The sequence below is a fragment of the Sphingobium sp. B2D3C genome, assembly GCF_025961835.1.
GTDB lineage: Bacteria > Pseudomonadota > Alphaproteobacteria > Sphingomonadales > Sphingomonadaceae > Sphingobium.
Window position 1 is genome coordinate 844,742 of the sequence record NZ_JAOQOK010000001.1, and the last position, 22,009, is coordinate 866,750.

The 22,009-nt window shown below is 64.3% G+C and carries 23 protein-coding genes; 6 read left to right on the forward strand and 17 right to left on the reverse strand.

The genetic code is table 11. The features are described 5' to 3' along the window. Positions 1–11 precede the first annotated feature (11 nt). A complete protein-coding gene (locus M2339_RS03865) occupies positions 12–1,238 on the forward strand; it encodes a glycosyltransferase family 4 protein (RefSeq protein ID WP_264606157.1) in 1,227 nt (408 codons plus the stop codon). On the opposite strand, the gene M2339_RS03870 is transcribed toward M2339_RS03865, so the two are convergent. The 13 genes from M2339_RS03870 to rpiB all read right to left on the reverse strand — a co-directional run bounded on the left by M2339_RS03870 (position 1,229) and on the right by rpiB (position 14,701). Beyond that, positions 1,229–2,479 (reverse strand): capsule biosynthesis protein, encoded by a 1,251-nt coding sequence (locus M2339_RS03870; protein WP_264587442.1) that lies wholly within the window; start codon positions 2,477–2,479, stop codon positions 1,229–1,231. The genes M2339_RS03865 and M2339_RS03870 overlap by 10 nt on opposite strands. Then, entirely contained in the window at positions 2,476–3,999 is a 1,524-nt protein-coding gene (locus M2339_RS03875; RefSeq protein ID WP_264587441.1) for a hypothetical protein, read from the reverse strand. The genes M2339_RS03870 and M2339_RS03875 overlap by 4 nt, the downstream gene beginning before the upstream one ends. After that, positions 3,996–4,886, reverse strand: a complete 891-nt coding sequence (locus tag M2339_RS03880; protein ID WP_264587440.1) for an alpha/beta hydrolase — start codon at positions 4,884–4,886, stop codon at positions 3,996–3,998. Before M2339_RS03880 ends, M2339_RS03875 begins: the two co-directional genes overlap by 4 nt. 9 nt (positions 4,887–4,895) lie before the next feature. Beyond that, complete coding sequence (locus tag M2339_RS03885; protein WP_264587439.1) at positions 4,896–5,720, reverse strand: 3-deoxy-manno-octulosonate cytidylyltransferase; 825 nt, start codon at positions 5,718–5,720, stop codon at positions 4,896–4,898. A gap of 102 nt (positions 5,721–5,822) precedes the next feature. Continuing rightward, entirely contained in the window at positions 5,823–6,707 is an 885-nt protein-coding gene (locus M2339_RS03890) for a KpsF/GutQ family sugar-phosphate isomerase (protein WP_319801013.1), read from the reverse strand. Positions 6,708–6,977: 270 nt separating this feature from the next. After that, positions 6,978–8,711, reverse strand: coding sequence for a M28 family metallopeptidase (locus M2339_RS03895; RefSeq protein WP_264587438.1), 1,734 nt, complete (start codon positions 8,709–8,711; stop codon positions 6,978–6,980). 143 nt (positions 8,712–8,854) lie between these two features. Then, the gene (rpsD, locus tag M2339_RS03900; protein WP_181560017.1) at positions 8,855–9,469 is read right to left on the reverse strand and encodes a 30S ribosomal protein S4; all 615 of its coding nucleotides are present in this window, start codon (positions 9,467–9,469) and stop codon (positions 8,855–8,857) included. 164 nt (positions 9,470–9,633) lie between these two features. After that, positions 9,634–10,812 (reverse strand): acyltransferase family protein, encoded by a 1,179-nt coding sequence (locus tag M2339_RS03905; RefSeq protein WP_264606158.1) that lies wholly within the window; start codon positions 10,810–10,812, stop codon positions 9,634–9,636. Between the two features lie 149 nt (positions 10,813–10,961). Beyond that, complete coding sequence (locus M2339_RS03910; RefSeq protein ID WP_264587436.1) at positions 10,962–12,113, reverse strand: TrmJ/YjtD family RNA methyltransferase; 1,152 nt, start codon at positions 12,111–12,113, stop codon at positions 10,962–10,964. 77 nt (positions 12,114–12,190) lie between these two features. After that, complete coding sequence (gene nrdR / locus M2339_RS03915; RefSeq protein ID WP_181560014.1) at positions 12,191–12,652, reverse strand: transcriptional regulator NrdR; 462 nt, start codon at positions 12,650–12,652, stop codon at positions 12,191–12,193. Then, positions 12,653–12,859: a hypothetical protein gene (locus tag M2339_RS03920; RefSeq protein ID WP_264585297.1), complete on the reverse strand. Its 207-nt coding sequence runs from the start codon at positions 12,857–12,859 to the stop codon at positions 12,653–12,655. It lies immediately after the preceding gene. A gap of 16 nt (positions 12,860–12,875) precedes the next feature. Then, the gene (glyA, locus tag M2339_RS03925; RefSeq protein WP_264587435.1) at positions 12,876–14,195 is read right to left on the reverse strand and encodes a serine hydroxymethyltransferase; all 1,320 of its coding nucleotides are present in this window, start codon (positions 14,193–14,195) and stop codon (positions 12,876–12,878) included. A 53-nt stretch (positions 14,196–14,248) separates the two neighbouring features. Continuing rightward, positions 14,249–14,701: a ribose 5-phosphate isomerase B gene (gene rpiB, locus M2339_RS03930; protein WP_264587434.1), complete on the reverse strand. Its 453-nt coding sequence runs from the start codon at positions 14,699–14,701 to the stop codon at positions 14,249–14,251. A 124-nt stretch (positions 14,702–14,825) separates the two neighbouring features. Between rpiB and M2339_RS03935 the strand changes: the two genes are divergently transcribed. Then, positions 14,826–15,029 (forward strand): hypothetical protein, encoded by a 204-nt coding sequence (locus M2339_RS03935; RefSeq protein ID WP_264587433.1) that lies wholly within the window; start codon positions 14,826–14,828, stop codon positions 15,027–15,029. 11 nt (positions 15,030–15,040) lie between these two features. On the opposite strand, the gene M2339_RS03940 is transcribed toward M2339_RS03935, so the two are convergent. The 3 genes from M2339_RS03940 to M2339_RS03950 are packed head-to-tail and all read right to left on the reverse strand — an operon-like array spanning position 15,041 to position 16,362. Further along, positions 15,041–15,511, reverse strand: a complete 471-nt coding sequence (locus M2339_RS03940) for a PIN domain-containing protein (RefSeq protein ID WP_264587432.1) — start codon at positions 15,509–15,511, stop codon at positions 15,041–15,043. Beyond that, on the reverse strand, positions 15,508–15,738 hold the full coding sequence (locus M2339_RS03945) for a type II toxin-antitoxin system Phd/YefM family antitoxin (protein WP_264570686.1): 231 nt from the start codon (positions 15,736–15,738) through the stop codon (positions 15,508–15,510). Before M2339_RS03945 ends, M2339_RS03940 begins: the two co-directional genes overlap by 4 nt. Before the next feature lie 60 nt (positions 15,739–15,798). Beyond that, the gene (locus M2339_RS03950; protein ID WP_181560009.1) at positions 15,799–16,362 is read right to left on the reverse strand and encodes a helix-turn-helix domain-containing protein; all 564 of its coding nucleotides are present in this window, start codon (positions 16,360–16,362) and stop codon (positions 15,799–15,801) included. Between the two features lie 97 nt (positions 16,363–16,459). Here M2339_RS03950 and M2339_RS03955 point away from each other — a divergent pair, with 97 nt between their 5' ends. The 4 genes from M2339_RS03955 (at position 16,460) to purQ (ending at position 18,972) form a co-directional block, all read left to right on the forward strand. After that, on the forward strand, positions 16,460–16,930 hold the full coding sequence (locus tag M2339_RS03955) for a DUF6456 domain-containing protein (protein ID WP_264587431.1): 471 nt from the start codon (positions 16,460–16,462) through the stop codon (positions 16,928–16,930). Between the two features lie 283 nt (positions 16,931–17,213). Then, positions 17,214–17,987, forward strand: a complete 774-nt coding sequence (locus tag M2339_RS03960) for a nucleotidyltransferase domain-containing protein (RefSeq protein WP_264587430.1) — start codon at positions 17,214–17,216, stop codon at positions 17,985–17,987. Positions 17,988–18,038: 51 nt separating this feature from the next. Next, on the forward strand, positions 18,039–18,272 hold the full coding sequence (gene purS / locus M2339_RS03965; RefSeq protein ID WP_264570683.1) for a phosphoribosylformylglycinamidine synthase subunit PurS: 234 nt from the start codon (positions 18,039–18,041) through the stop codon (positions 18,270–18,272). A 25-nt stretch (positions 18,273–18,297) separates the two neighbouring features. Then, positions 18,298–18,972: a phosphoribosylformylglycinamidine synthase subunit PurQ gene (gene purQ, locus M2339_RS03970; RefSeq protein WP_181560005.1), complete on the forward strand. Its 675-nt coding sequence runs from the start codon at positions 18,298–18,300 to the stop codon at positions 18,970–18,972. Between the two features lie 190 nt (positions 18,973–19,162). Here the strand turns inward: purQ and M2339_RS03975 are convergent, their stop codons facing one another. Next, entirely contained in the window at positions 19,163–21,970 is a 2,808-nt protein-coding gene (locus M2339_RS03975; protein ID WP_264587429.1) for a DUF3857 domain-containing protein, read from the reverse strand. Between the last annotated feature and the right edge of the window lie 39 nt (positions 21,971–22,009).

A 22,009-nucleotide genomic window follows, 5' to 3' on the forward strand; every position in this document is an offset into this window, starting at 1 on the left:
CCTTAAATATAGTGGCATTGAATATTTATATTAATTCTATGAAGTTAAAATCTATGCTTATAGATGTATCTCGTTTGATTTGGCGCATGAAAAGAGGGTTGTTGCCGACAGGTATTGATCGAACATGTCTTGCGTATATTTCTCATTATCGCGGTCGCGCCCATGCAGTCATTCAGTTCGGGAAGGTGACAGCGGTTTATCCCCTTGAATGTTCCCGAGAATTGTTCGAGGTCTTACTTTCATCCCATAAAGGTGGTGGTGGCCACCGATTGCCCTCCCTCGTTTGGCGGGGCGTGCGGGAGCTTTTGAGAGGTCGGGTGCGGCGGCGTGACCTCACGGGAGCCATTTATCTGAATGTCGGTCACACGGGCCTCGATAAGGTGAGCCATGAGGCTTGGGTTCAGAAATCGGGCGTGAGACCAATCTATTTTGTGCATGATCTCATTCCGATAACTCACCCCGAATATTGTCGTCCGAGAGAATTAGAGAAGCATCGTCACCGCATCACTGCGTTATTGCGCAATGGAACTGGCATCATCGGAAACAGCCGCGATACGCTTGATGAGTTGAAAATTTTTGCCAGTTACCAGGGGTCGTTGGAAATGCCGCCGACGCTTCTGGCCCCTTTAGGGGCGGATTTCTCTGATAGACAGCAAGCTCCGAGACCCGATACGACTTTGCCGGTGCGGCCCTATTTTGTCATGCTCGGCACGATTGAAGGACGGAAGAATCACCTCTTTATTCTTACGATATGGGCAGAGATGGCTCGGCGTTTGGGGGCAGCATGCCCGCAACTCGTTATCATTGGCCAGCGCGGCTGGGAAAGTGAGCAGGCGGTCGATATGTTGGAGCGCAGCGCGGCGCTGCGTGGGCACGTTATCGAGCTGTCACGCTGTGACGATGCGGAGCTCCAAGCCCATATGTGCGGGGCGCGAGCGCTGCTCTTTCCATCTTTCGTCGAAGGATATGGTCTTCCGCTCGTGGAAGCGCTGGCCAGCGGGACGCCGGTCATAGCCAGTAATCTTGGGGTCTTTCGTGAGCTTGCGGGCGACATTCCTGATTACCTCAGTCCAATCGATGGTCTGGGCTGGTCTCAGTTGATTGAGGATTTTGCGCAGCCCGACAGCATTCGACGTGCAGAACAGCTAAAGCGTCTTGCTGGATGGCAGCCGCCAACCTGGGCGGATCATTTCGCCAAGCTCGATCCCTGGTTGGAGGAGTTAGCTGCTCAGCCGTAAGTGGCAACGCTCGCAAGCTGCCACTGGCCGGTTCGACTGCTAACCAGCCGCTCCACGACGGACGTCACCAATGTATTCGTCGCCGTCTCGCTCGCCAGCCCGCCATAGACAAGGCAGCGATCGTGCAACACGCGTCGGAATGACTCGTAGACGTCCGGATCGGGCGCTTGCGGGCGCATCCAGAAGTCGTCGAGCCGACCCTGGTGGGTGATTTGCGGTATGTTGTAGATCGCCTTGCCCAGCGCCATGGTAGGAACGCCGGCGGCGAGGGCCAGCGTGGCTGAGGTGCTGTTGATCGTCACCATGCCCAGGGTATCCGCCGTCAGTTCCTCAAGGACGCCCCCCGCAATGTGCAAGATGCGATCTTCGATGCCGGCCTTGCGGGCCTGGCTCATGATATGATTGCGCCAGCTCATGAAGCTGCAATCGAGCGGATGCTCCTTGATGAGCAGGCGGACATGCTTGGGCGCGCGGCGAGCGAAGCTGTAAAGCACGTAATCCAGCGCTTCCTTCATGTCCGCGAACGGCGAATGCTCGCGAATTTGGAAATCGGTGGAGAGTTGCAACGGGAAGAGGAAATAGGGCGCCTCAGGCAGCCGCGCGAGGGTCTCCTCGGCGCGGCGAGCATCTGCCTTTTCCCGCGCGAATTTATAGAGCCAGCCAAAGCCCTCCATCATCAGGGACCCGGTTCGGTGCGACTGATAGAAAGGATAGAGCGGCCGCCCAAACCAGGTGCGTGAGTAATAGCGCCAGGCATCGCGCGCGCGGCGGTTGAAGCTGGCGGTGATGACCGGGCGCTGCGGCAACGGGGGCAGGTTGTGCGCCGCTTGCAGATACCATTCCGGGTCTCGCGGCAGCGAGCTGTTGCCGTTCACGCCGCTCGGCTCAAGGGTCAGCCAGTCCGGACGAATATAGCCTTCTTCAAAGACATGCACGTCGATCTTGCGAAGCTGCGCCATGCGATGGGCAGCCATGTGCAGAGGGCGGCAATCGCCGAACAGAATGATGTCGGTGATGGCATTGTCGCTCAGGAAGCGATCAATGAACAGGGTCCACCGCTTCCGGCTTCCGCGATAATTGGTGGCCTCGCCGGGCCAATCGGCGAGATCGCCGCCATTCAGATTGATGCGAAAAATACCGCATTCGAGAGTGCGAAGTCGTTCGGCCAATTGCCAGAAGAAGGGCCCCGGCGGCCCCTGCAGGAACAGGAAGTTCCGATGCGCTATGGGCTGGAATTTCATCTGTTTCCCAACATGTGCGCGATGGCCCGTCTAGCCAAACCAACCAACTTTCTGAGCGGGACTAGCGCAACATTTTGACGCTGAACACCAGAAATGAGACGCATGACAAGTATTTCTGCCGTGCATGGCAAATTGGTTACGGGGTCCAGATAGCGCGGATATTGAATAAGCACATGGGCTGTTAACGCATCTAGCGTTAAGGCCCTGTTTCGACGCGGCAGGGATGGGCCGAGATCATTGGTGAGTCCCCAGCCCGCAAAGAAGGGCATGCCGTGCGTCGTCACCGGTGTCCCGTGCAACAGCGCTTCGAACCCGGCGAGAGAAGTGATGACGTGCACCTCGTCCGCCATGGCGATCAATGCGCTGATCGGGCTGCCGGGGTCGATTTCGTTCGCCAGATCCAGCGCGATATTCGTCGGGATGGCGCCGCGCCGATGGCCCGCTTCAATATCCGGATGCGGTCGATAGACGATCCACGCATCCGGCGCGCCTGCGCGAACGCGGCGGAGCAGTTCGAGGTTGGACTGGACCGCCCCGCCGCCGAACTGGACGGACCGATCATCCTCGACCTGGCCGACCACGAGTAGATGGCGCTTCTGGCCGCCCCGGCGCGGCAAAGTGGCTGCGCGGCCGATGCCATATTTGCTAACGCCCTCCCGCACCAGCCATTCGCGCAGACGGCGCGCGCGGGCCAGCATGTCGGGGGAGGGTGTGCCTTGCGCCAGCATCTCCTCCAGCCGGTTGGGACGGGTGGGGTCGTAGTGGACGCCCAGATCATCGACAATGATGGAAAGGGGGGGCACACAGTCCGCGCCGAGCCCGGCCGAGCGGATGAAGCCATCCTCCACTTCCATCACCGGCCAGGGACCCGCCTCGATCTCCGCCAGCAGGGCAGGGGGAACGCGCGCCTTCCACACGGCAATGGCGTCGCTGGGCTTGAGGTCGCGCAAAGCAGCGGGATTGGCAGGACGGAACGGGACGGCGCCGCCGGCCCAGAGCAAGGGGTCCACCGTATCGCGCTTCCAGTGCGCGAAACCGAATGCCGCCGCGATCGGGCGGTTGGCGTCGATCAAGCGCCGCCAGCTCGCCAGCGTTTCGATCAAATCGAATGCGCTGGCGAGCTGGCCGGTGAACGGGTCTGCGTAGGCGACGTCCTGCACCAGATGCCGCTCAACCAAAGCGGCGATGATGGCCTCAGTCTCGGGGGCGTCGGGCGCACGGTCGGCAAGCGCAGCGAACGCGCCTTCACCGTTAAGGCAAACGCGCTTGCCTGCGATGGCGCTGAGCAGCATCAGCGGATCGTCGGCGGACCCGGACACGCTTTCTTGTGCGATTGTCCAAGGATCGTCCGGCGCCCAGAACGGACCACCGACGCGATATTGTCGCAGGGCCGCGAGGATTTGCTCCGCGGTTGCGGAGCGGACATGGCTCTCGCCCCCCGCAGCGCTGAGGACGACCGGATAGGGTTTTCCGCCGGGAAAAGGAGGAACGGCGAGGATCGTCTGTGCGGCGAGCGTCATGGGCGATGCACTTTCTCCAGCCAGCCCGTCGGCGGCTTGGGCACGGCGGCGTGGGGATCGGCACGCATCGCTTCGATCACGCGGTTCAGCCAGGGCGACAGGAGGGCCATATTGGGATTATGACGGGAGGCCACCCCTGTGACCAGACTGGAGGGGCCGGAATAAGCCGCAAACAGCGTATCGGCGCTGGCCTTCGGAACGAGGCGGTCGAGATCGCCTTGGACGAACAACACCGGGACCTTGATCGCCTTCAACGCCTCCCAATTGTCCCATCGATCCGGGATGAAGGCGCGGCTGATCTTTGGCGCGGCGGCGGCGATGCGAACGAAAGCGCTCATGGCGATCACGCCAGCGATATCCGGTTCTCTCGCTGCGGCATGAAGCGCCACGGAAGAGCCGAGCGAATGGCCGATCAACCAGAGACGCGCGCCGGGCCCGGCCAGATCCCTCGCTTTTGCGATGAACGCGCTCGCATCGGTCAGCAGGCCGTCCTCACTCGGTCGACCCGGATTGGTTCCAAAGCCGCGGTAAGACGCAGCCAGAACCGCATTGCCTGCCCCGGCCAGATGCTGGGCAGCATTCGCATTCATTTCCGCATTCCAGTTGCGGCCGTGGAACATGACGAAGATGTCGGGGTCGCCCGGCGCGCCCGGCCAGTAATAGCCGGTGAGTGCGAGATGATCCGTCGTGGTGACGCTGATGGTCTGGGGTGGCGCGCCGTCCCATTGGGTCACGCCGGCTTTGTTATGGGGAGAATAGAGGACGTCGCGAGACAAAGACGCACAGCCCGGCGTCATCCCCAGCAAAGCTAGCAGCACGACGGTCTGCCGTGCGCGCCAGCCCAAGCTTTGGCGCAGCGTGCAGGGGCGATCCTCTGTCTCGCGCACGATCCTCACCTAGGGCAAGGCGCGCGCGCTGAGAATCCCTTCGACCAGCGGAACGTCGCTGGGGTTGTTCACCTCTACGATGGGATAGCCTTGTTCCTCAAGCGTGACGACCGAGACCGGTATGCCCGCGACCAGGAAGCGCAACTGTTCGAGGCCCTCGACTGCCTCCAGCATCGTCGGCCCCAGCGCGACATAGCGCTCCAGCGCGGCGCGGCGATAGGCGTAGAGGCCAAGATGGAGCAGGACGGGCATGTCTTCGTCCGGCATGCGGCCGTCCGGCAGATAGGGGAGGATGCGCTTGGAAAAGTACAGCGCTTCGGAACGGTCGTTGACCACGACGGTGGTGCCGCCGACCCGTCCTTGCGCGGCATCCTCGGCAAGGTGGCGATAGGTTTCGGCTGAGCAACGCACCGCGACGGTCGCGACCTGCGCCTCCGAATTGGCGTTCATATGGTCGATCAGGGCAGTGACGAAAGCCGGCGGGGTGAGCAGCGCATCGCCCTGGAAGTTGACGAGGAGTTGCGCATTGGGCAGCGCGTCGAGGCAGGCTGCCACGCGCTCGGTGCCATTGCCGCAGCTTTCCGGCGTCATCAGCCACTGGCCGCCAAATCCGTCGACTTCATCGGTGATCCGCTTGTCGTCCGTCGCGACGACGACAGCTGCGTCTCGCGAGACGGCAAGCGCGCCGTCATGGCTCCACCCGATGAGCGTCTTCGTGATGCCATCAGGGCCCATGATGGGCGCCAGCGGTTTGCCGGGATAACGGCTCGATCCATAGCGTGTCGGGATAATGATGACGGTCCGGGCGTTAGCCAGGGCAGGGCGCTCACTCATGCGGCTTCCCGTCGCCTAATCTCTGGCCGAATGCAAGCCGGGTTCCATCAGCCTCGCGGTCAATCTGGGCGTGACGTTGACCGGCGATCATGGCGCACCCGCTCAGGGCGCGAGATCGTGAATATGCGCGATGCCCACGGGCTTTGCGCGGTCATCCTGCGCCGTGACGAACAGCACCGTGATCTTGGCATCGTTCATGAGGGTGAGAACTTCTTCCACCAGCGTGCCCACGGGCACAGTGATGGGGGCGCTGGTCATGATATCGGCCGCACGGGCGGTAAGCACATGGTCGAAGGCGCGGCGCAAATCGCCATCGGTGATGATGCCGACCAACGAGCCATCATCGGACACGACGCCCGCCACGCCCTTACCGCCGCTTGTCATCTCGAAAACCACGTCGCGCATCGGCGCGTCCCAGCGGACCAGGGGAAGCGGGTCGTTGACGTTGATCACTTCTTCGATCGGCGCGAGGCGTGAGCCGATGTCCCCGCCGGGATGCCATTGGGCAATATCGGTCCGCGTGAGGCCGCGACGTTCCATGGCCGCCATGGCCAGCGCGTCGCCAAGCGCCAACATCATCGTGGTGGAGGTCGTCGGTGCAATCCGTACGGGACAGGCCTCTGGCGCGTTGGGCAGTTGCAGGACGATATCGGCCGCGACGCCCAGCGGCGAATGACGCCGCGAGACGATACCGATCACCTGCACGCCCCGCCGCCCGGCATAAGTGAGCAGCGGGCGCAATTCCGGTGAAAAGCCGCTGTTGGAGAGAATGATCAGCACATCGCCCTGACTCAGCATCCCCAGGTCACCATGGGCTGCTTCCCCGGCGTGAAGAAAGAAGGAGGATGTACCGGTCGCAGCAAAGGTTGCTGCGATCTTGCGGGCAATATGCCCGGACTTACCGACGCCTGCGACGACAACACGGCCGGGCGTATTCAGGATGACGTTGACGGCATCCGAAAAGGACTGATCGAGCGACGCAGCCAAGGCTGCGAGACCAGCGGCCTCTTGCGTGATAACGGACAGGCCCGCCTCGAGCGTTCTTTCATGGTCTACCCGGGAAGGGTGAAAGGAACGCGGGTGAACAGTAGCCATGTCGACGGAATTTCCCTGATTTGCGCTTCGGGCTAGCTTTGGCTGCGCTTTCGCGCAACTCATTTTTGCACCGCAACAACTCATCGCTTGCTCAGAACAACTGGCCTTAACAAATCGATGATTTAAGGTTTTAACGCAAAGGTTCTTAATAACCCGCTCCGTCTACTTTGGCGCATTCGCTCCACTCCGGCTCTCGTCGCGAATCGTCCGGAATTCTGCGGTTGGGAACCAGTTGGGCCACACGTCGCTCTGCGCCAGTTCGCGGCCGATGCGATAATGAAGCTGGAGATCGCTTGCCGCGCCGGCCCAATTCCAGCGGGGATCATATTCGTCCTGCGGCTTGTGATAGCGGTGGACCGTGTAATCTTCGGCGGCGGCCTGGCCGGCCGTCACGCCGCCATCCATCAGGTCCTCGCCGCTCTCGGCATACAGCATGGGCACGCCCTGCTTTGCGAAGCTGAAATGGTCGGAGCGGTAGAAGCTGCCTTTCTCCGGCGCTGGCTCGGGCTTGATGACGCGGCCGGCATCCTTGACGGCGCGTTCGAGGAACAGCTCCAGCTCGGATTTGCCGCCGCCGATGACCACCACGTCGCGGGTGGGGCCCGCCATGTTCAGCGCATCCATGTTGATGCCTCCCACCGTCCGCGCGAGCGGGAAGGCGGGGTTCTCGGCATAATAAGCCGAACCGAGCAGGCCGGCTTCCTCCGCCGTCACGGCCAGAAAGACCAGCGTGCGCGCAGTTGCTCCAGCGTCACGGTGAGCCTTGGCCAGCGCAATCAGCGCGGCCGTGCCCGTCGCGTTATCGACCGCTCCATTGCAGATGTCGTCGCCATCGATCGGTTCGCACCGGCCCAGATGATCCCAGTGCGCGGTGTAGAGCACATAATCGTCAGGCCGGCTGGTGCCGGGGAGAATGCCGATCACGTTGCGGGAGCGTTGGCGGCGGATCGTGTTGTTGATGGTGATGCTGGCCTTGAGGTCGCCCAGGGGCACTGCACGGAAGCCCGGGCGCTTGGCCGCCGCGCTGAGCGCCGCGAAATCCTTGCCGGCCGCAGCGAAGACGCGCTTGGCAGCATCGAGTGTCAACCAGCCGGCTGCGGCGGACTGGTCCATATGATCGCCCGGCACATCGATGTTGAGCTGCGGCCCGGTCCAGGAGGAGACGACCACGTCCCATGGATAAGCGGCCGGGAATGTCTCGTGAACGATCAGTGCGGCAGCGGCGCCTTGCCGGGCGGCTTCCTCATATTTGTAGGTCCAGCGGCCATAATAGGTCATGGCGCGCCCCTCGAAGGGGCCGTCGAGGCCTTCCATCTCGTAATCAGGGTCGTTGACGAGGATAACCACCGTCTTGCCGCGCACATCCACGCCGGCATAATCGTTCCAGCCCCGCTCGGGCGCGTTGATGCCGTAGCCGACGAACACCATGTCGCTGGCCGCCACCGTGCTGGTCGGCACCACCCGATAGGTGCCCGCGACCATATCCGTTTTGTAGGCGAGGTTGATGGCGGTGTTGGCCCCGGCGACCCGCAAGGTCATGTCCGGCGAGGGTGTCAGTTCGATTAGCGGCACGTCCTGCGTCCAGCTTCCCTTGTTGCCGGGTTTCAGGCCAACCTTGCGCATCTGGGCGATGAGATAGGAGACGGTCTTTTCCTCGCCGGCAGTCCCGGGCGCGCGCCCTTCGAAAGCGTCCGAGGACAGGGTGCGCGTGATGCTTTTGAGCAAGTTTATGTCGATGAGGCGGCCGGGTTGCGGAGCCGGAAGGATGAAGTCGGATGTCGGCGTCTGGGCGATCGGCGCGGGCGCTGTCGTCGCACTGCTCTGCACAACGTCTCGGGAATGACATCCTGCCAAGGCAATGAGCGGTAAGGCGAGCAGGGCAAGAACGGGGCGCATGACAGAGCTTTCAAATTGTTAGCCCTCCTCATGGCATCGCCTCCGGGTGCGTTCAAGCGGCAGGGCGCCGGTTCAGAATAATGAAAAAAGGCGGCCCGTTGCCGGACCGCCTTTTTTTGAAATCTGCCTGAGAGGCCGATCGATCAGCGCGAGTAGAACTCGACGACCAGGTTCGGCTCCATCTTCACCGGATAGGGCACCTCGTCCAGCGTGGGGACGCGGGTGTAGGTGATCTTGGTGGCGCCATCGGGGGCGAGATAGTCGGGGATGTCGCGCTCGGGCAGGCTCTGAGCCTCGAGAACGAGCGCCATTTCCTGCGCCTTCTTGCCAAGCGTGATCTCGTCGCCCGGCTTCACCAGACGCGAGGCGATGTTGCACTTCACGCCGTTCACATAAATGTGGCCGTGCGAGACGATCTGGCGGGCCGAGAAGATCGTCGGCGCGAACTTGGCGCGGTAGACAACCGCGTCCAGACGACGCTCGAGCAGACCGATGAGGTTCTGGCTGGTGTCGCCCTTCATGCGGCTGGCTTCGATGTAGCTCTTCTTGAACTGCTTCTCGGTCACGTCGCCATAATAGCCCTTGAGCTTCTGCTTGGCGCGCAGCTGGATGCCGTAGTCGGACATCTTGCCCTTGCGGCGCTGGCCGTGCTGACCGGGGCCATATTCACGCTTGTTGACCGGGCTCTTCGGGCGACCCCAGATGTTCTCGCCCATGCGACGGTCGAGCTTGTACTTGGCGCTTGTGCGCTTCGTCATGATGACTTTCCTTCAATTGCGAACAACGTCTGCCGCGCCCAGAAAGGGTTTGGCGTCGATCCCGGTCTTTCGCCTGACACTCATTTTCAGAGGCAGGGCCGCCGCTGCACCGGGGTGCGGGGCCGATTGCGAAGGCGCGCCTATGGCGGGCGAGGGGCGGAAAGTCAAGGCGCCGTCGCGGTGGCGGTCATTCGTGCGGGGGGTGGGGTCAGGCGCGGAAGCTCCGGACCTACGCCGTCATACAGCAGACGCAGGGTAGGGGAGGCCTGAACGATGCGCCAGCAGCCCCAACTGAGTACCATGGTGAGCGCCGTGATCATGCCCGCCTTCACCACCACCGGCATGGCGATGTGCTGGCCGAGGACGACGAGACCGGCCGTAATGGGCAGATGGACGAGATAAACCACGAAGGCCCCGCTCACCAGCGCCTGCACCGCCGGGCTTGGCCTGTCGGCCAGCCGCTTCATGGCAGCAATGAGGGCCTGCGTCATGGTGATCGCCGCAATCGTGCCGATGAACCGCTCGGTCATTGGATGCACGTCTCGTCCGATCTGGAGGTAGAGCAGGGTGGCGGCAAGGGCGATCAGCGCAAGCGACGCGGAAGGCTTGTGCAGTGTTGCGCGAAATTGGGGGGCGCGGCAGACCAGCCAGCCGAGCGCGAACCAAGGCGCGAACTGGATCAACTGGTCGATCCGCAGGATTTGCTGGGGCAGGTTGGTGGCGAAATCCCAGGCATAGAAGAGCTCGATGGCCCCGGCCTGCCAGGCGCCGATCACGACGCCGAGGCCGATCACGGCCGCTGCCATATGCCGGCCAAGCCAGTCATCGATACGGGCGGGAAGCATAGCCTGCGCCGCGCGCGGTGCGAGATGGCAGAGCAGGGCGGCCGCACCGCAAAGATAAAGCAGCACGATGATGAACCACAAATGCCGCACCCAATATCCGCCGGATTGCAGGCTGTTCTTCTCCAGCGAGCCCAAGGCTCCCCAGAGGCTGAAATTGGAGAGTTCGCAGAACAGGTTGAGCAGCGGATTGAGGGTGAGCAACGCGGCAACGAAGGGCAGGCCGAGGCGGATCAGGCGGTTCTTCATCCACGCGCCGGGCGCGCGGCGCATCAGCAGCAGCGCGGCGAAATAGCCAGCGATCACGAAGAAAGCGGGCATTCTGAACAGGTGGATGATGCCGGCGATCCACGTGAAGATGAGATCACCTTCGCCCGCATTGACGATCCACACATCATTGGCGCGGTAGGCCATGGCGACATGGTAGGGAATGCCGAGCAGCATGAGCAGGGCGCGCATGGAGTCCCAATGATGTTCACGACCCGAAACGTCTGTTCTCATTCATCTTCCTGACGCGCACCAGCCTTGAACAAGAAAGCGCTCGGGCACCAGAGTGGTGGCACGGCTGGCCGCGATGGCAGGGAGGTTCGTCGGTTTTGTCGCGCAAGATGGCGGCAATGGGCCGGTCGCCCGGTGTCAGGTTTCTGTTGTCAGCGCGGGCGCGGATTGGCCAGTGCGGAGAGAACGCCGCGCAGGGTGCGCACTTCGAGGCTGTTCCAGCCGGGCTTGGTGAGCACGCCGCGCAGGGTGCGCCGTGTCGCCGGGGCGCGATCGGGCGGGTAGAAATAGCCGGCTTGCTCCAGCATGCCATCGAGCTGGGCGATCATGCCCTCCAGCTCTTCCTGCGGAGCGGGGGGCAGCAGGTCGGTGTGGGTCGGCTGGCTGAGCGCCGCCTGCTTGGACCATTCATAGGCGCACAGGATGACGGCCTGCGCGAGGTTGAGCGAGCCGAACTCCGGGTTGATCGGCACCGTGAGGATGGCCCGGGCAAGCGCGACATCGTCGGTTTCCAGCCCGGAACGCTCCGGGCCAAAGACGATGGCACTGCGCCCCTGCGCAAGGTGGATATCCCGCGCGGCTTCTTCCGGCGTTACGACCGGCTTGGTCACGCCGCGCTTTCGCACGGTGGTGGCATAGACATGCGGACAGTCCGCGACGGCATCGGCCAGCGTCTCGAACACCTGCGCGTTGGCCAGAACCTCGTCCGCGCCCGCGGCTGCGGGGCCTGCCGCCGGATTGGGCCAACCATCGCGCGGGGTAACCAGCCGCATCTCGGTCAGCCCAAAATTGAGCATCGCCCGTGCCGCCTTGCCGATGTTCTCACCGAGTTGAGGGCGGACGAGGACGATGACGGGGCGTGGGGTGTCATGCCCTTGTACTTGCTCACTTTCCTCCGTTCGCCCTGAGCGAAGTCGAAGGGCCGAGCTGAGCGCAGGCGAGGCAGGAGCGCTGACGGAAGGAAATGCGGCTGTTTCTTCCCCGTTCGTCCTGAGTTGCTGCTGAGCCTGTCGAAGCGGCGTATCGAAGGACTTGCGCGCCGCTTCCTTGAGGGCCGCAAAATCTCCCGCGATCAGCGCTTCCTTCTTCTTGCGTGACCAGCCCTTGATCTGTTGCTCCGCACTCAATGCTTCCTCGCGCGTTCCGAACGATTCCGACCACGAAAGAGCGACTGGCAAGCGCGTTGCTGTGTAGCCGACAATTGATCCAGACTCATGCTGGGCAATGCGCAGGTCCAGATTGTCCGTATGGCCGGCATAATAGCTGCCATCCGCGCACTTCAGCAGATAGGTGTAGAAGCTCATGGCAAGGCCCTTCGATACGCCACTTCGACAGGCTCAGTGACTACTCAGGGCGAACGGGGTGAGGGCGACGTGGTGCCTCACTCCCGGCCAACCTCACGGATCGACCCAGCGAAGGACTCAAAATCCTTCGCCTCGGTAAAGTCGCGATAGACGCTGGCGAAACGGATATAGGCGACGCTGTCGAGGCCCTTGAGGCCTTCCATGGCCAGTTCGCCGATGCGGGCGGCCGGGACTTCCGTCTCGCCGCTGGTTTCGAGCTGGCGCTGGATGCCGGAGACCAGCCGCTCGATGCGCACCGTGTCGATTGCCCGTTTGCGGCAGGCGATTTCGATGGAGCGCGCGAGCTTGTCCCGGTCGAAGGGCTCGCTGGTGCCGTTCGATTTCGCGACGGCGATGTCGCGCAGCTGGATGCGCTCGAAGGTGGTGAAGCGCGCGCCGCAGCCTTCGCACTGGCGGCGGCGGCGGATCGCGGCGCCGTCCTCGGTGGGACGGCTGTCCTTCACCTGGCTGTCTTCATGGGCGCAATAAGGACAGCGCATTTAGCGGCGAATCCTCTGCCAGAAGGCGATACCGGCGCCGGCCACGAGGCCGAGCGGCAGCGAGACCACCGGCAGGACCAGCCCGGCCACCGCGCCAATCGCGGCACCTGTCAGCACTGGCTTGGTGGAGGGATGGGCAAGCCCCTGCTTGGCCATGCCGGTGGCTTCCGCCTTGGCGCGCTGGGCGATATCGTCGGGCTTGCTCATCGGTCGCGGTCCTTGCTCAGTAGATCGGGAAGGCGGCGGTGAGGGCCTTCACCTTCTCGCGCACATGCGCCTCGATCTGGCCATCGCCTTCATCGCCATTGCGACGCAGGCCCTCGACCACTTCGGCGATCCAGCCGCCGATCTGGCGGAACTCCGCCTCGCGGAAGCCGCGCGTCGTGCCCGCCGGCGTGCCGAGGCGCAGGCCGGAGGTGACGAAGGGGCTCGCCGTGTCGAACGGCACGCTGTTCTTGTTGCAGGTGATATAGGCGCGATCCAGCGCCTTCTCGGCGGCCTTGCCGGTCGTGTTGCGCGAGCGCAGGTCGATCAGCATCAGGTGATTGTCCGTGCCGCCCGAGACGACGGCCACGCCGGCATCAGCGAGACTGGCGGCCAGCGCCTTGGCATTGGCGACGATCTGGTGGGCGTAGGCCTTGAATTCCGGCTGCAGCGCCTCGGCGAAGGCGACGGCCTTGGCGGCGATGACATGCACCAGCGGACCGCCCTGCAGACCGGGGAACACAGCCGAGTTGAACTTCTTGGCGAGCGCCTCGTCATTGGTGAGGATGATGCCCGAGCGCGGGCCGCGCAGCGACTTGTGCGTCGTCGTCGTCACGACATGGGCGTGCGGGAAGGGCGAGGGATGCGCGCCACCAGCGACGAGGCCGGAGAAGTGCGACATGTCGACCAGCAGATAGGCGCCCACTTCATCGGCAATCGCCCGGAAGGCCGCGAAGTCCCACACGCGCGGATAGGCCGTGGCGCCCGCGATGATCAGCTTGGGCTTGTGCTCGCGGGCCTTGGCGATCACCTCGTCCATGTCGAGCAGCTGATCTTCCTTGCGCACGCCGTAGGACACGCAGTTGAACCACTTGCCGGACATATTGACCGGCGAGCCGTGGGTGAGGTGGCCACCCGCCGAGAGATCGAGGCCCATGAAGGTGTCGCCCGGCTGGAGCAGCGCGAGGAACACTGCCTGGTTCATCTGGCTGCCGCTATTGGGCTGCACGTTGGCGAAGTCGCAACCGAAGAGCTTCTTGGCGCGCTCGATGGCGAGGTTCTCCACCACGTCGGCCCACTCGCAGCCGCCATAATAACGCTTGCCGGGATAGCCCTCGGCATATTTGTTGGTGAACACGCTGCCGGTCGCTTCCAGCACCGCCTTGCTGACGATGTTCTCGGAGGCGATCAGCTCGATCTTGTCCTGCTGGCGCTTGAGCTCGCCCTGAATGGCGGCGAAAACCTCCGGATCGGCGTCCGCAAGGCCGGTCGAGAAAAAGCCCTGAGCGCGGACGGCGGGCTGGTTGTCGAGATCGGCAGCGGCTGGCGAGGCAGTCATGAGCGGATGTTCCTTGTTATCAGACGTCTGTGTTCAACGGATCGGGCGCGGCATCACGCCGTCGTGGCGAGCGCCGGCGGATTGCCGAGCTTACCGACGCGACGGGCGTGGCGATCGCCGCCGAATTCGGTGGTGAGGAAAGCGGTAAGGCACGCCTTGGCCATTTCCGGGCCGATCAGGCGGGCGCCCATCGCGATCACGTTCGCATCATTATGCTCGCGCGAGAGTTGGGCGGAGAGCGGCTCGCTCACCAGCGCGCAGCGGCAGGCCGGATCGCGATTGACGGCAATGGAAATGCCGATGCCCGAGCCGCACAGCGCCACGCCGCGCTCGGCGCGCCCGGCGGCGATCTCGGCGGCCAGCTTGTAGCCATAATCGGGATAGTCGACGCTCTCGCCCGCGGCGGGGCCAAGATCGTTCACATCATGACCCTGCTCGCGCAACCAATCGGCCAGTGCGGCCTTGAGCTCGGTGGCGGCATGGTCGGAAGCGATGGCGATACGCATGGCAGAAGGTCCCCGGCCCAACTCTGAATCTGAACGAGTCGGCTTCGCGCCGCTATCTAGTATCCACGGGCCCAGAATGCCACCGTGGATTGCGTGGCTGCGCGGCTGGCGCTATCGGGCGGCCATGAGCGGGACCATTCTCTCCATCCTCATGCTCGCCGGCATCGCGCTGGGCGTGGGCGGCATCTACATGATCGGCTGGCGGCACGATGCCAAGCGCGGCTGGCTGATGATCGCCGCGGCAGTGGTGATGTTCATGAATGTGACGATCTGGACCATCCCGGTGGCGGAGCCGGGTGCGGCGGGCGTGGCGAACGCCGCGGAGTAAGCGCTGGCGCGTTAACGGGGCGCGGTTTTCAGCAGGGCTTTGAGCTTCGGGTGCCCTGTGGGTGCCAGCGGGTTGATGACAGTCAGGCCGCGCGCGACGAAGCCGTGTTGCATGTCCTCGGACAGGAGCAGGCTGCAGCCCCCTTCCGCCGCTGCCGTGACAATCAGGGCATCCCAGAACTGCAGTTTGTGATCGACCACGAGATCGGCCGCCGCCAGAGCAGTGCGCGCCTCGGAAGCCGAGCTGCCGAATGCGCTCGCGAATTCAAGTAGGATGGCCCGGGCCTCGTCGGCACTGGCGCCGCTGCGGCGCAGGACGACGAACAGTTCGCCGAGGGTCTGTGCCGGTGCGATGAGGCTTGCCACCTCGGCAAGCTGCGCCACCAATGCGCGGATCTTTGCGATCTTGGGGTCATCCTCCGGGGCGCGGCTCACCCCTGCGAGATAGGCGAGGATGTTACTGTCGAGCGCAATGCGGCTCATTCGTAGAGATCGTCACGCGACCATGCCCCGGCGTGGCGGACCGGTAGATCGGCCACAAATGCGAGCAAATTGCGGACCGACTGTGCTTCCTGATGCCGATCGATGGGGAGGACACGGGCAACGGGTCGTCCGCGTGACATCACGGTAAAGCTCTCGCCCTCCGAAACTTCGCGAAGAAGTTCTGAGAAATGTTGGTTGGCCTCGCTGGCGGTGATCGCTTTGTCCATCCGATCAAATTAGTGGATAACACTAACTTTGGCAAGTTGGCTCAGCGGAAACGGTACACCTCACAAATCCCGGATCAGCCGCACCGGCAAGCCGATCCAGGCGGGGTCGTTCACCACTTGCTGACGCATGCCGATGCCGAGCGGGAGGAGGTGGAGCATGGCGCCGTCGCGGCCGATGAGGCGGCCGAAGAGGAAGCGGCCGGCGGGGCGGGGCACCAGCACGTCGCGGTTGAGCGCGTCGGCGAACCGCTCCGGCGGCAGGGGTTCGCACCACAATTCGTCTCCGGCGCGGTAATCGCCAAGCGCGGCGGTCATGCGGATGCCAAGCGCGCCTTTGGGCACGGCGGGCGGCACCAGCGTGAGCGGGCGGCTGGGCGCGCCGGCGCCGTCTGGGCCGACCAGCGCGGCGACGGGAACTTTCTCGCTGGCGGGCAGATCGACCAGATCGCTGGCCTGCACATCCAGCGCGGCGGCGATACGGTTGAGCCATTTCACCGATACGGTTCGCGTGCCTGTTTCGAGGCGACCGATGGTCTGGGCCGTGGTTGGGGGTTCGCAGCGGGCCGCCACTCCCTCCAGCGTGAGGCCTCGCGCCTTGCGGACTTCCCTGATCCTCGTAATCATCGGCTCACCTGATTTGTTAACCTCATCGGTTCGCTATGTCCTACATTTGTCGCCACATGGCAATGGTCTTTGCGACTCGAAACGGGAGACGCAGGGCATGGCTGAACGGCGCGGTAAGACAGTGGAACGAGTGATCGAAGGACCCGATGGGCGGCGCGAGCGCGTGATGGTCAACATGGCAGAATCGCCGACGAGCTGGCTCCATGCCCGTGGGATGCTGAGCCAGCGGCAGTTCGATGCCGCCGAGGCGCTGCGCCGCGATTGGGAACGGGCCGGCATGGGTGCGCGCGTGACGATGAACTGGGATCTGGCGGCTGTACCCGTTCGCGCTGGGCGGGGCGGGGCGCCCGGCCAAGCGCCGACGCTCGCCGGAATGAGCGCGCGCGATCGGCTGAATGGCGCGCTGGCGGCGGCTGGCCCCGGTCTGGTGGATATCCTGTGGCGGGTCGTCTGCGCGTGCGAAAGCCTCGTCGCCGCCGAACGCGCGCTCGGCTGGCCGGCGCGGGCGGGCAAGCTGGTGCTGGGCTTCGCGCTGGATCGGGTGGGGGATTTTTACCGGATTCGGTAGGCCAGCCACCGCTTCACGGTTGCTTTCATAGCGCCCCTCACCCTCGTCATTCCCGCGAACGCGGGAATCCAGCTTCGACGTCGCCTTAATGCGCCGGCACTGACCTGGATTCCCGCGTTCGCGGGAATGACGGAGGGAGGGAGAAGGGCGCGTTCGTTCGTGGGGGCTAAGTTGTCCGCGCCTGGGCTTCCGATCCGCCCCAGTCCGCCGCCACCTCAAACCCGATCCGCTCTGGCTCAGGCGCATTTTCTTCCGCGCGCGGGGCTGATAAGGCGCCGCCATCATGATGACCGATCCCGCGCGCGCGCTGGCCATTGCCAAGTCCATTTTTCTCGAACGCTTTCCCGGAGCCGATTACGCCTTTGTGGCCGGTTCCATCATGCGCGGTGAAGGGCGCGCCTGGTCGGATATCGATCTGGTGGTGGTCTATCGCGCGCTGCCCCTGGCGCATCGGGAATCGGAGACGGTCGAGGGCGTGCCGGTTGAAATGTTCGTGCACGATCCCTCCACGCTCGCCTGGTTCATGGAGCAGGATATTGCCAAGGGGCGCCCATCTTTGCTCTCCATGGTGGCCGAGGGCGAAGTGATCGGGCGGCGGATCGCGCTGGGCAAGGTGCTGCAGGCAAAGGTCGCGGCGCGGCTGGCGGCGGGGCCAAGGCCGCTGAGTGCCGAGGCGCTCGAAGATTTGCGCTACCAGATCACCGACGCGCTGGACGATCTGCGCGGCGAGCGCAGCCGCGCCGAGAAGGTGGCCATCGGCGCGCGACTCCACCCGCTGCTGGCGGATCTGAGCCTGCGCACCCGCGACTGCTGGAATGGCGCCGGCAAATGGCTGCCCCGCCAGTTGGAGGCCGCGCAACCGGGCCTTTCCAGCCGCTACGAGACCGCCTTTGCCGATCTGTTCGGCGCCGGGCGGACTGACGCCGTGCTGCATCTGGGCGAGGCGGAGCTGGCGCGCGTCGGCGGGCGCTGCTTCGACGGGTTTCGGCGCGACGCGCTGGCTGCGCAGCGCATCGACGCGCGCTCACCCCTTGCGGCGACGAAAGACCGGGTCTAGGGCCGGCGCATCCGATCACCATCACCGATCAACATGACAAGGACAGTCCCGATGAAAGCCCGCGTGTTCGTCACCTTGAAATCCGGCGTGCTCGATCCGCAGGGCAAGGCGATCCAGCACGCGCTGGAAGGGCTGGGCTTTGGCGGCGTCAATGATGTCCGCGCCGGCAAGCTCATCGAGCTCGATCTGGCCGACGGCACCAGCGAGGACGAGATCGACGCCATGTGCCGCAAGCTGCTCGCCAATACGGTGATCGAGAATTACCGCATCGAGGCGATCGGCTGAGCCGGCGACAGGAAGGACGTTTCCGATGAAAAGCGCTGTCATCGTCTTCCCGGGCTCCAATTGCGACCGCGATCTGGCCGTGGCCTTCGAAGCCGTGAGCGGCGCCAAGCCCGAGATGGTCTGGCATCGCGAGACGGAATTGCCGGAGGGGCTGGACCTCATCGGCGTGCCCGGGGGCTTTTCCTATGGCGACTATCTTCGCTCGGGCGCCATGGCGGCGCGCTCGCCGATCATGCAGGCCGTTGCCCAGGCGGCATCGCGTGGCACCTATGTGCTCGGCATCTGCAACGGTTTTCAGGTGCTGACCGAAGCGGGGCTGCTGCCGGGCGCGCTGATGCGCAATGCCGGCATCCACTTCGTTTGTCGCAGCGTGGCGCTGACCGTGGAGAACAGCCAGAGCGCATTCACCAGCGGCTATGAGGCCGGCCAGACGATCAACATCCCAGTTGCGCATCATGACGGCAATTATTTTGCCGATGCGCAGACGCTGGATCGGCTGGAAGGAGAGGGCCGCGTTGCGTTCCGCTACGCCGAGGCCGTTAATGGATCGGCCCGGAACATCGCCGGCATCCTCAACGAGGGCGGCAATGTGCTCGGCATGATGCCGCACCCCGAACGCGCGATCGAGAAGACCCATGGCAGCACCGATGGGCGCCGGATGTTCGAAGGACTGACCGAAGGCCTGCTCGCGCGCGCTTGAGAGTTTGCGGGCGCCGGTTGGGACATCCGTCGGTCGCGACCTCCTCCCTCGTCACCCCGGACCTGATCCGGGGTCCCGCTGCTTCAATGCAGCCGAAGGTTCAAGCATCCCACCAAGAAAGCTGGACCCCGGATCAAGTCCGGGGTGACGAAGGTGGGATAGGCTGGTGCTCGATGCTCGCCACCTTGCCTTACGGGGCAATGCCGAAGCGCGCATAGTCCGTGTCGATGCGCGGCTTGATGCGGCGGGCGATGGCGAGATCGGTCTGGCCCTCCGCGCCGCGGTCCATGCGGGCGAGGACGACGCCGCGCATGAAGCGGCTTTCGGCGAGATTGGGGACGGCATTCAGCACGGCATTGAGATCGCGGAGTGCGTCCTCATACCGGCCGAGACGGTAGGAGACGACGGCACGGCTATCCAGAATGCCATAGGGGCTGTTGCTCAGCTCCAGCGCCGATGTGCAATCTTTCGCGGCGGTTTCGATCTCGACCTGCCGCGTCCCCTTGATCCAGCAGCGCATGTTGAGCAGCGATGGCGTGCCCGGCCGGTCTTCCAGCAGCGTGTCGACAAGCGCGAGCGCCGTCGCCGGATCGCCATAAGTGCCGATGATGTCAGCCTTGCCCTCCTGGAAGGTCCGGCGGGATTCGCCACCCAGCGCGATGCGTTGATCCAGCAGGGCAACCGCGCCGTCCAGATCGCCGCTTTCGGCGCGCAGGTTGGCGACCCTGAACACCGCATTCACGGATGCGGGGTCGAGCGCGCGGCCCGCTTCGGCATCGGCCAGCGCGGCCTTGAGGTCGCCCATTTCCTTGTGGATCTGACTGCGCATCAGATAGAGGTCGATGTCCGGCTCGATCGTGATGGCCTTGCCCACATCGGCCAGGGCGCCCTTGCGATCGTTGATCGCGTGGAGGAATGTCGCCCTGTCGCGATAGGGGGCGGCCTTGTCGGCATTGGCTGCAATGGCCTTGGCGTAGACGGCTTGCGCGGCGGCGATCTGCGTCGCGCCGGCGGGGTCCTTGCCGGTGATGTCCCACGAGCGTAGGGCATTGGCCGGGGCGATCAGGCGCGGGGCCTGCGATTGCGCGGTGGCAAGACGGTCCTTCTCGGCGCCGATCTCGCTGGCCGGGATCTCGATGCCGGTGGAATCGACATTTTCATCGATGGTCAGCACGTCTTTCTCAAGGCTGAGCGCGCGCTTGAAATCATAGCCAGCAATGCGGGCGGCCAGCGCAGGCTCGCCGTCAACGCGGAAGCCCGCGCCCTGCTGGGGCAGGCGGATGGTCGTGCGAACATGGCGGCCCTCGGGCGCCGGCGTCGCGACCGGGATGGCGGACCAGGCCGCACGTGCACGATCCGGCGCGAAGCTGATCGACGAGATGCTTTTGTCGACCGCGCGGCGCATGGTCTTGTCCGTCCACGCCCATTCAGAATCGGTGACGCCGCGTGCCTTGATCGTCACGGTCCCCGCCTGATCGTCTCCGGTGAGGCTGATGTCCGCGAACTGGGACTCGCCGACCACGCTGGAGAGGAACTCGCCAAGCACCTCCTGCTGTTTCTCGCTGTCCAGCTGCGTGCGCACGACGTTGAGCTGCATGGCGGCGAGGCCGCGCAACACCAGAGAAAGGTCGAACACGCTCGGCAGATCGATGCTGGCGGTTTCATCCATCGTCATCGTCAGGTCGAAGGCGGGGCGGCCAGCATTGCGCGGTTCGATCAGCAGAAGATCGGCGCCTTCCGGGCGCAGCGGCAGCACATAGCGGAAGGGCGGCGTGTCGTGGATATCCTCGATCCGCGAGCCAATGCCCGTGCCATCCAGCCACAGGGATTCGCCATCGATCTGCGCGCGCACGAGAATGTGGTTGAAGGCAGCCGGGCTGGCGAGGCGATTTACGACGGCGTCGCCGAGCTGGGCATGGGCGAGCACGGGCTCTGCCGTAATGCCCATTTCGCGCAGCATCGCGAGGAGCATCAGTGTCTTGGCCTTGCAGTCGCCATAGCGTAGCGCCCAGCTCTGTTCCGGCGTTTGCGGGACATAATTGCCGCCATCCATGGAGACCGCCAGATAGCGGATCTGGTCCTGAACGAGCCGCAGGGCGCGCTGGGCGCGGCCGAGCGGCGTACGCTCGGCAGCCATGATCGCCTGGACCTCCTGCAGCAGGGCGCTGCCTGGCTTGAGCAGGCCCTGCGTCGCGAACAGCGGGGACATTGTCCTGGAGACGTCGGCCCAATCCTTGAACGTAGAGACCTCGAGCAGTGGCAGCGGCTGAAAACGGATGGGCGCATCGGAGGGAATCTCCGGCTGGCGCGGGCCGGGCAGGGCAAAGCTCAGCTCAGTGAAGCGTGGGCCGCGGACTGGCTTGGCCTCGATGCCGGTGATGCCGACCTTCCATTTGACCGGGCTGTCATTGTCCCACAGGGTCCGGAGGCGACCCTGACCGAGCGTGACCGGCGCGGTGATCAACGGCGTCAGCGCCTGGACATGGCCGGCAAGCGCGGCGTCCTTGCCGGTGGTGGAGGCGCGCAGGCGCAAGATGTCGCCCACGCGCAGGCCCTCGACGGCCATGGTCGCGGTCAGGAGCCCGGTGAGTTCGCGCCGCTCCAGCGCCTGCTCGCGCCGGATGACTGTGAACGTGCGCCCGCCGGCCAGCAGATCGATGCTCTGACCATCGCGCACGATTGCCAGCTCGTGGATGATGAGATCGCCCTTGTCCGGCAGCCAGGGCAGGGTGAGGTTGGCGAGCTGGTTAAGCTGTTCGGCCGAGGTGATGCGCTGCGCGGTGTCCGAGTAGGTCCACAGGCTGCCGTCTGCGATGCGTTGCTGGCGGTCGAAGATGAGGATGGCGGGGCCGCTCGCGGCGAGCGCGGACGGCGCGGGAAGCTGTGCGGGGATGACCCAGTCCGGCGAGGGCTGATATAACGGCGTCTCTCCCGCGCGCGCCACCGCAGAGAGGGCGAGGCCACAGAGCAGGGCTGAAGCAAAAATACGCCGTTTCAATCGTCTCTCCTCATCGGGCAGGCCATGAGGCGTTAGCTG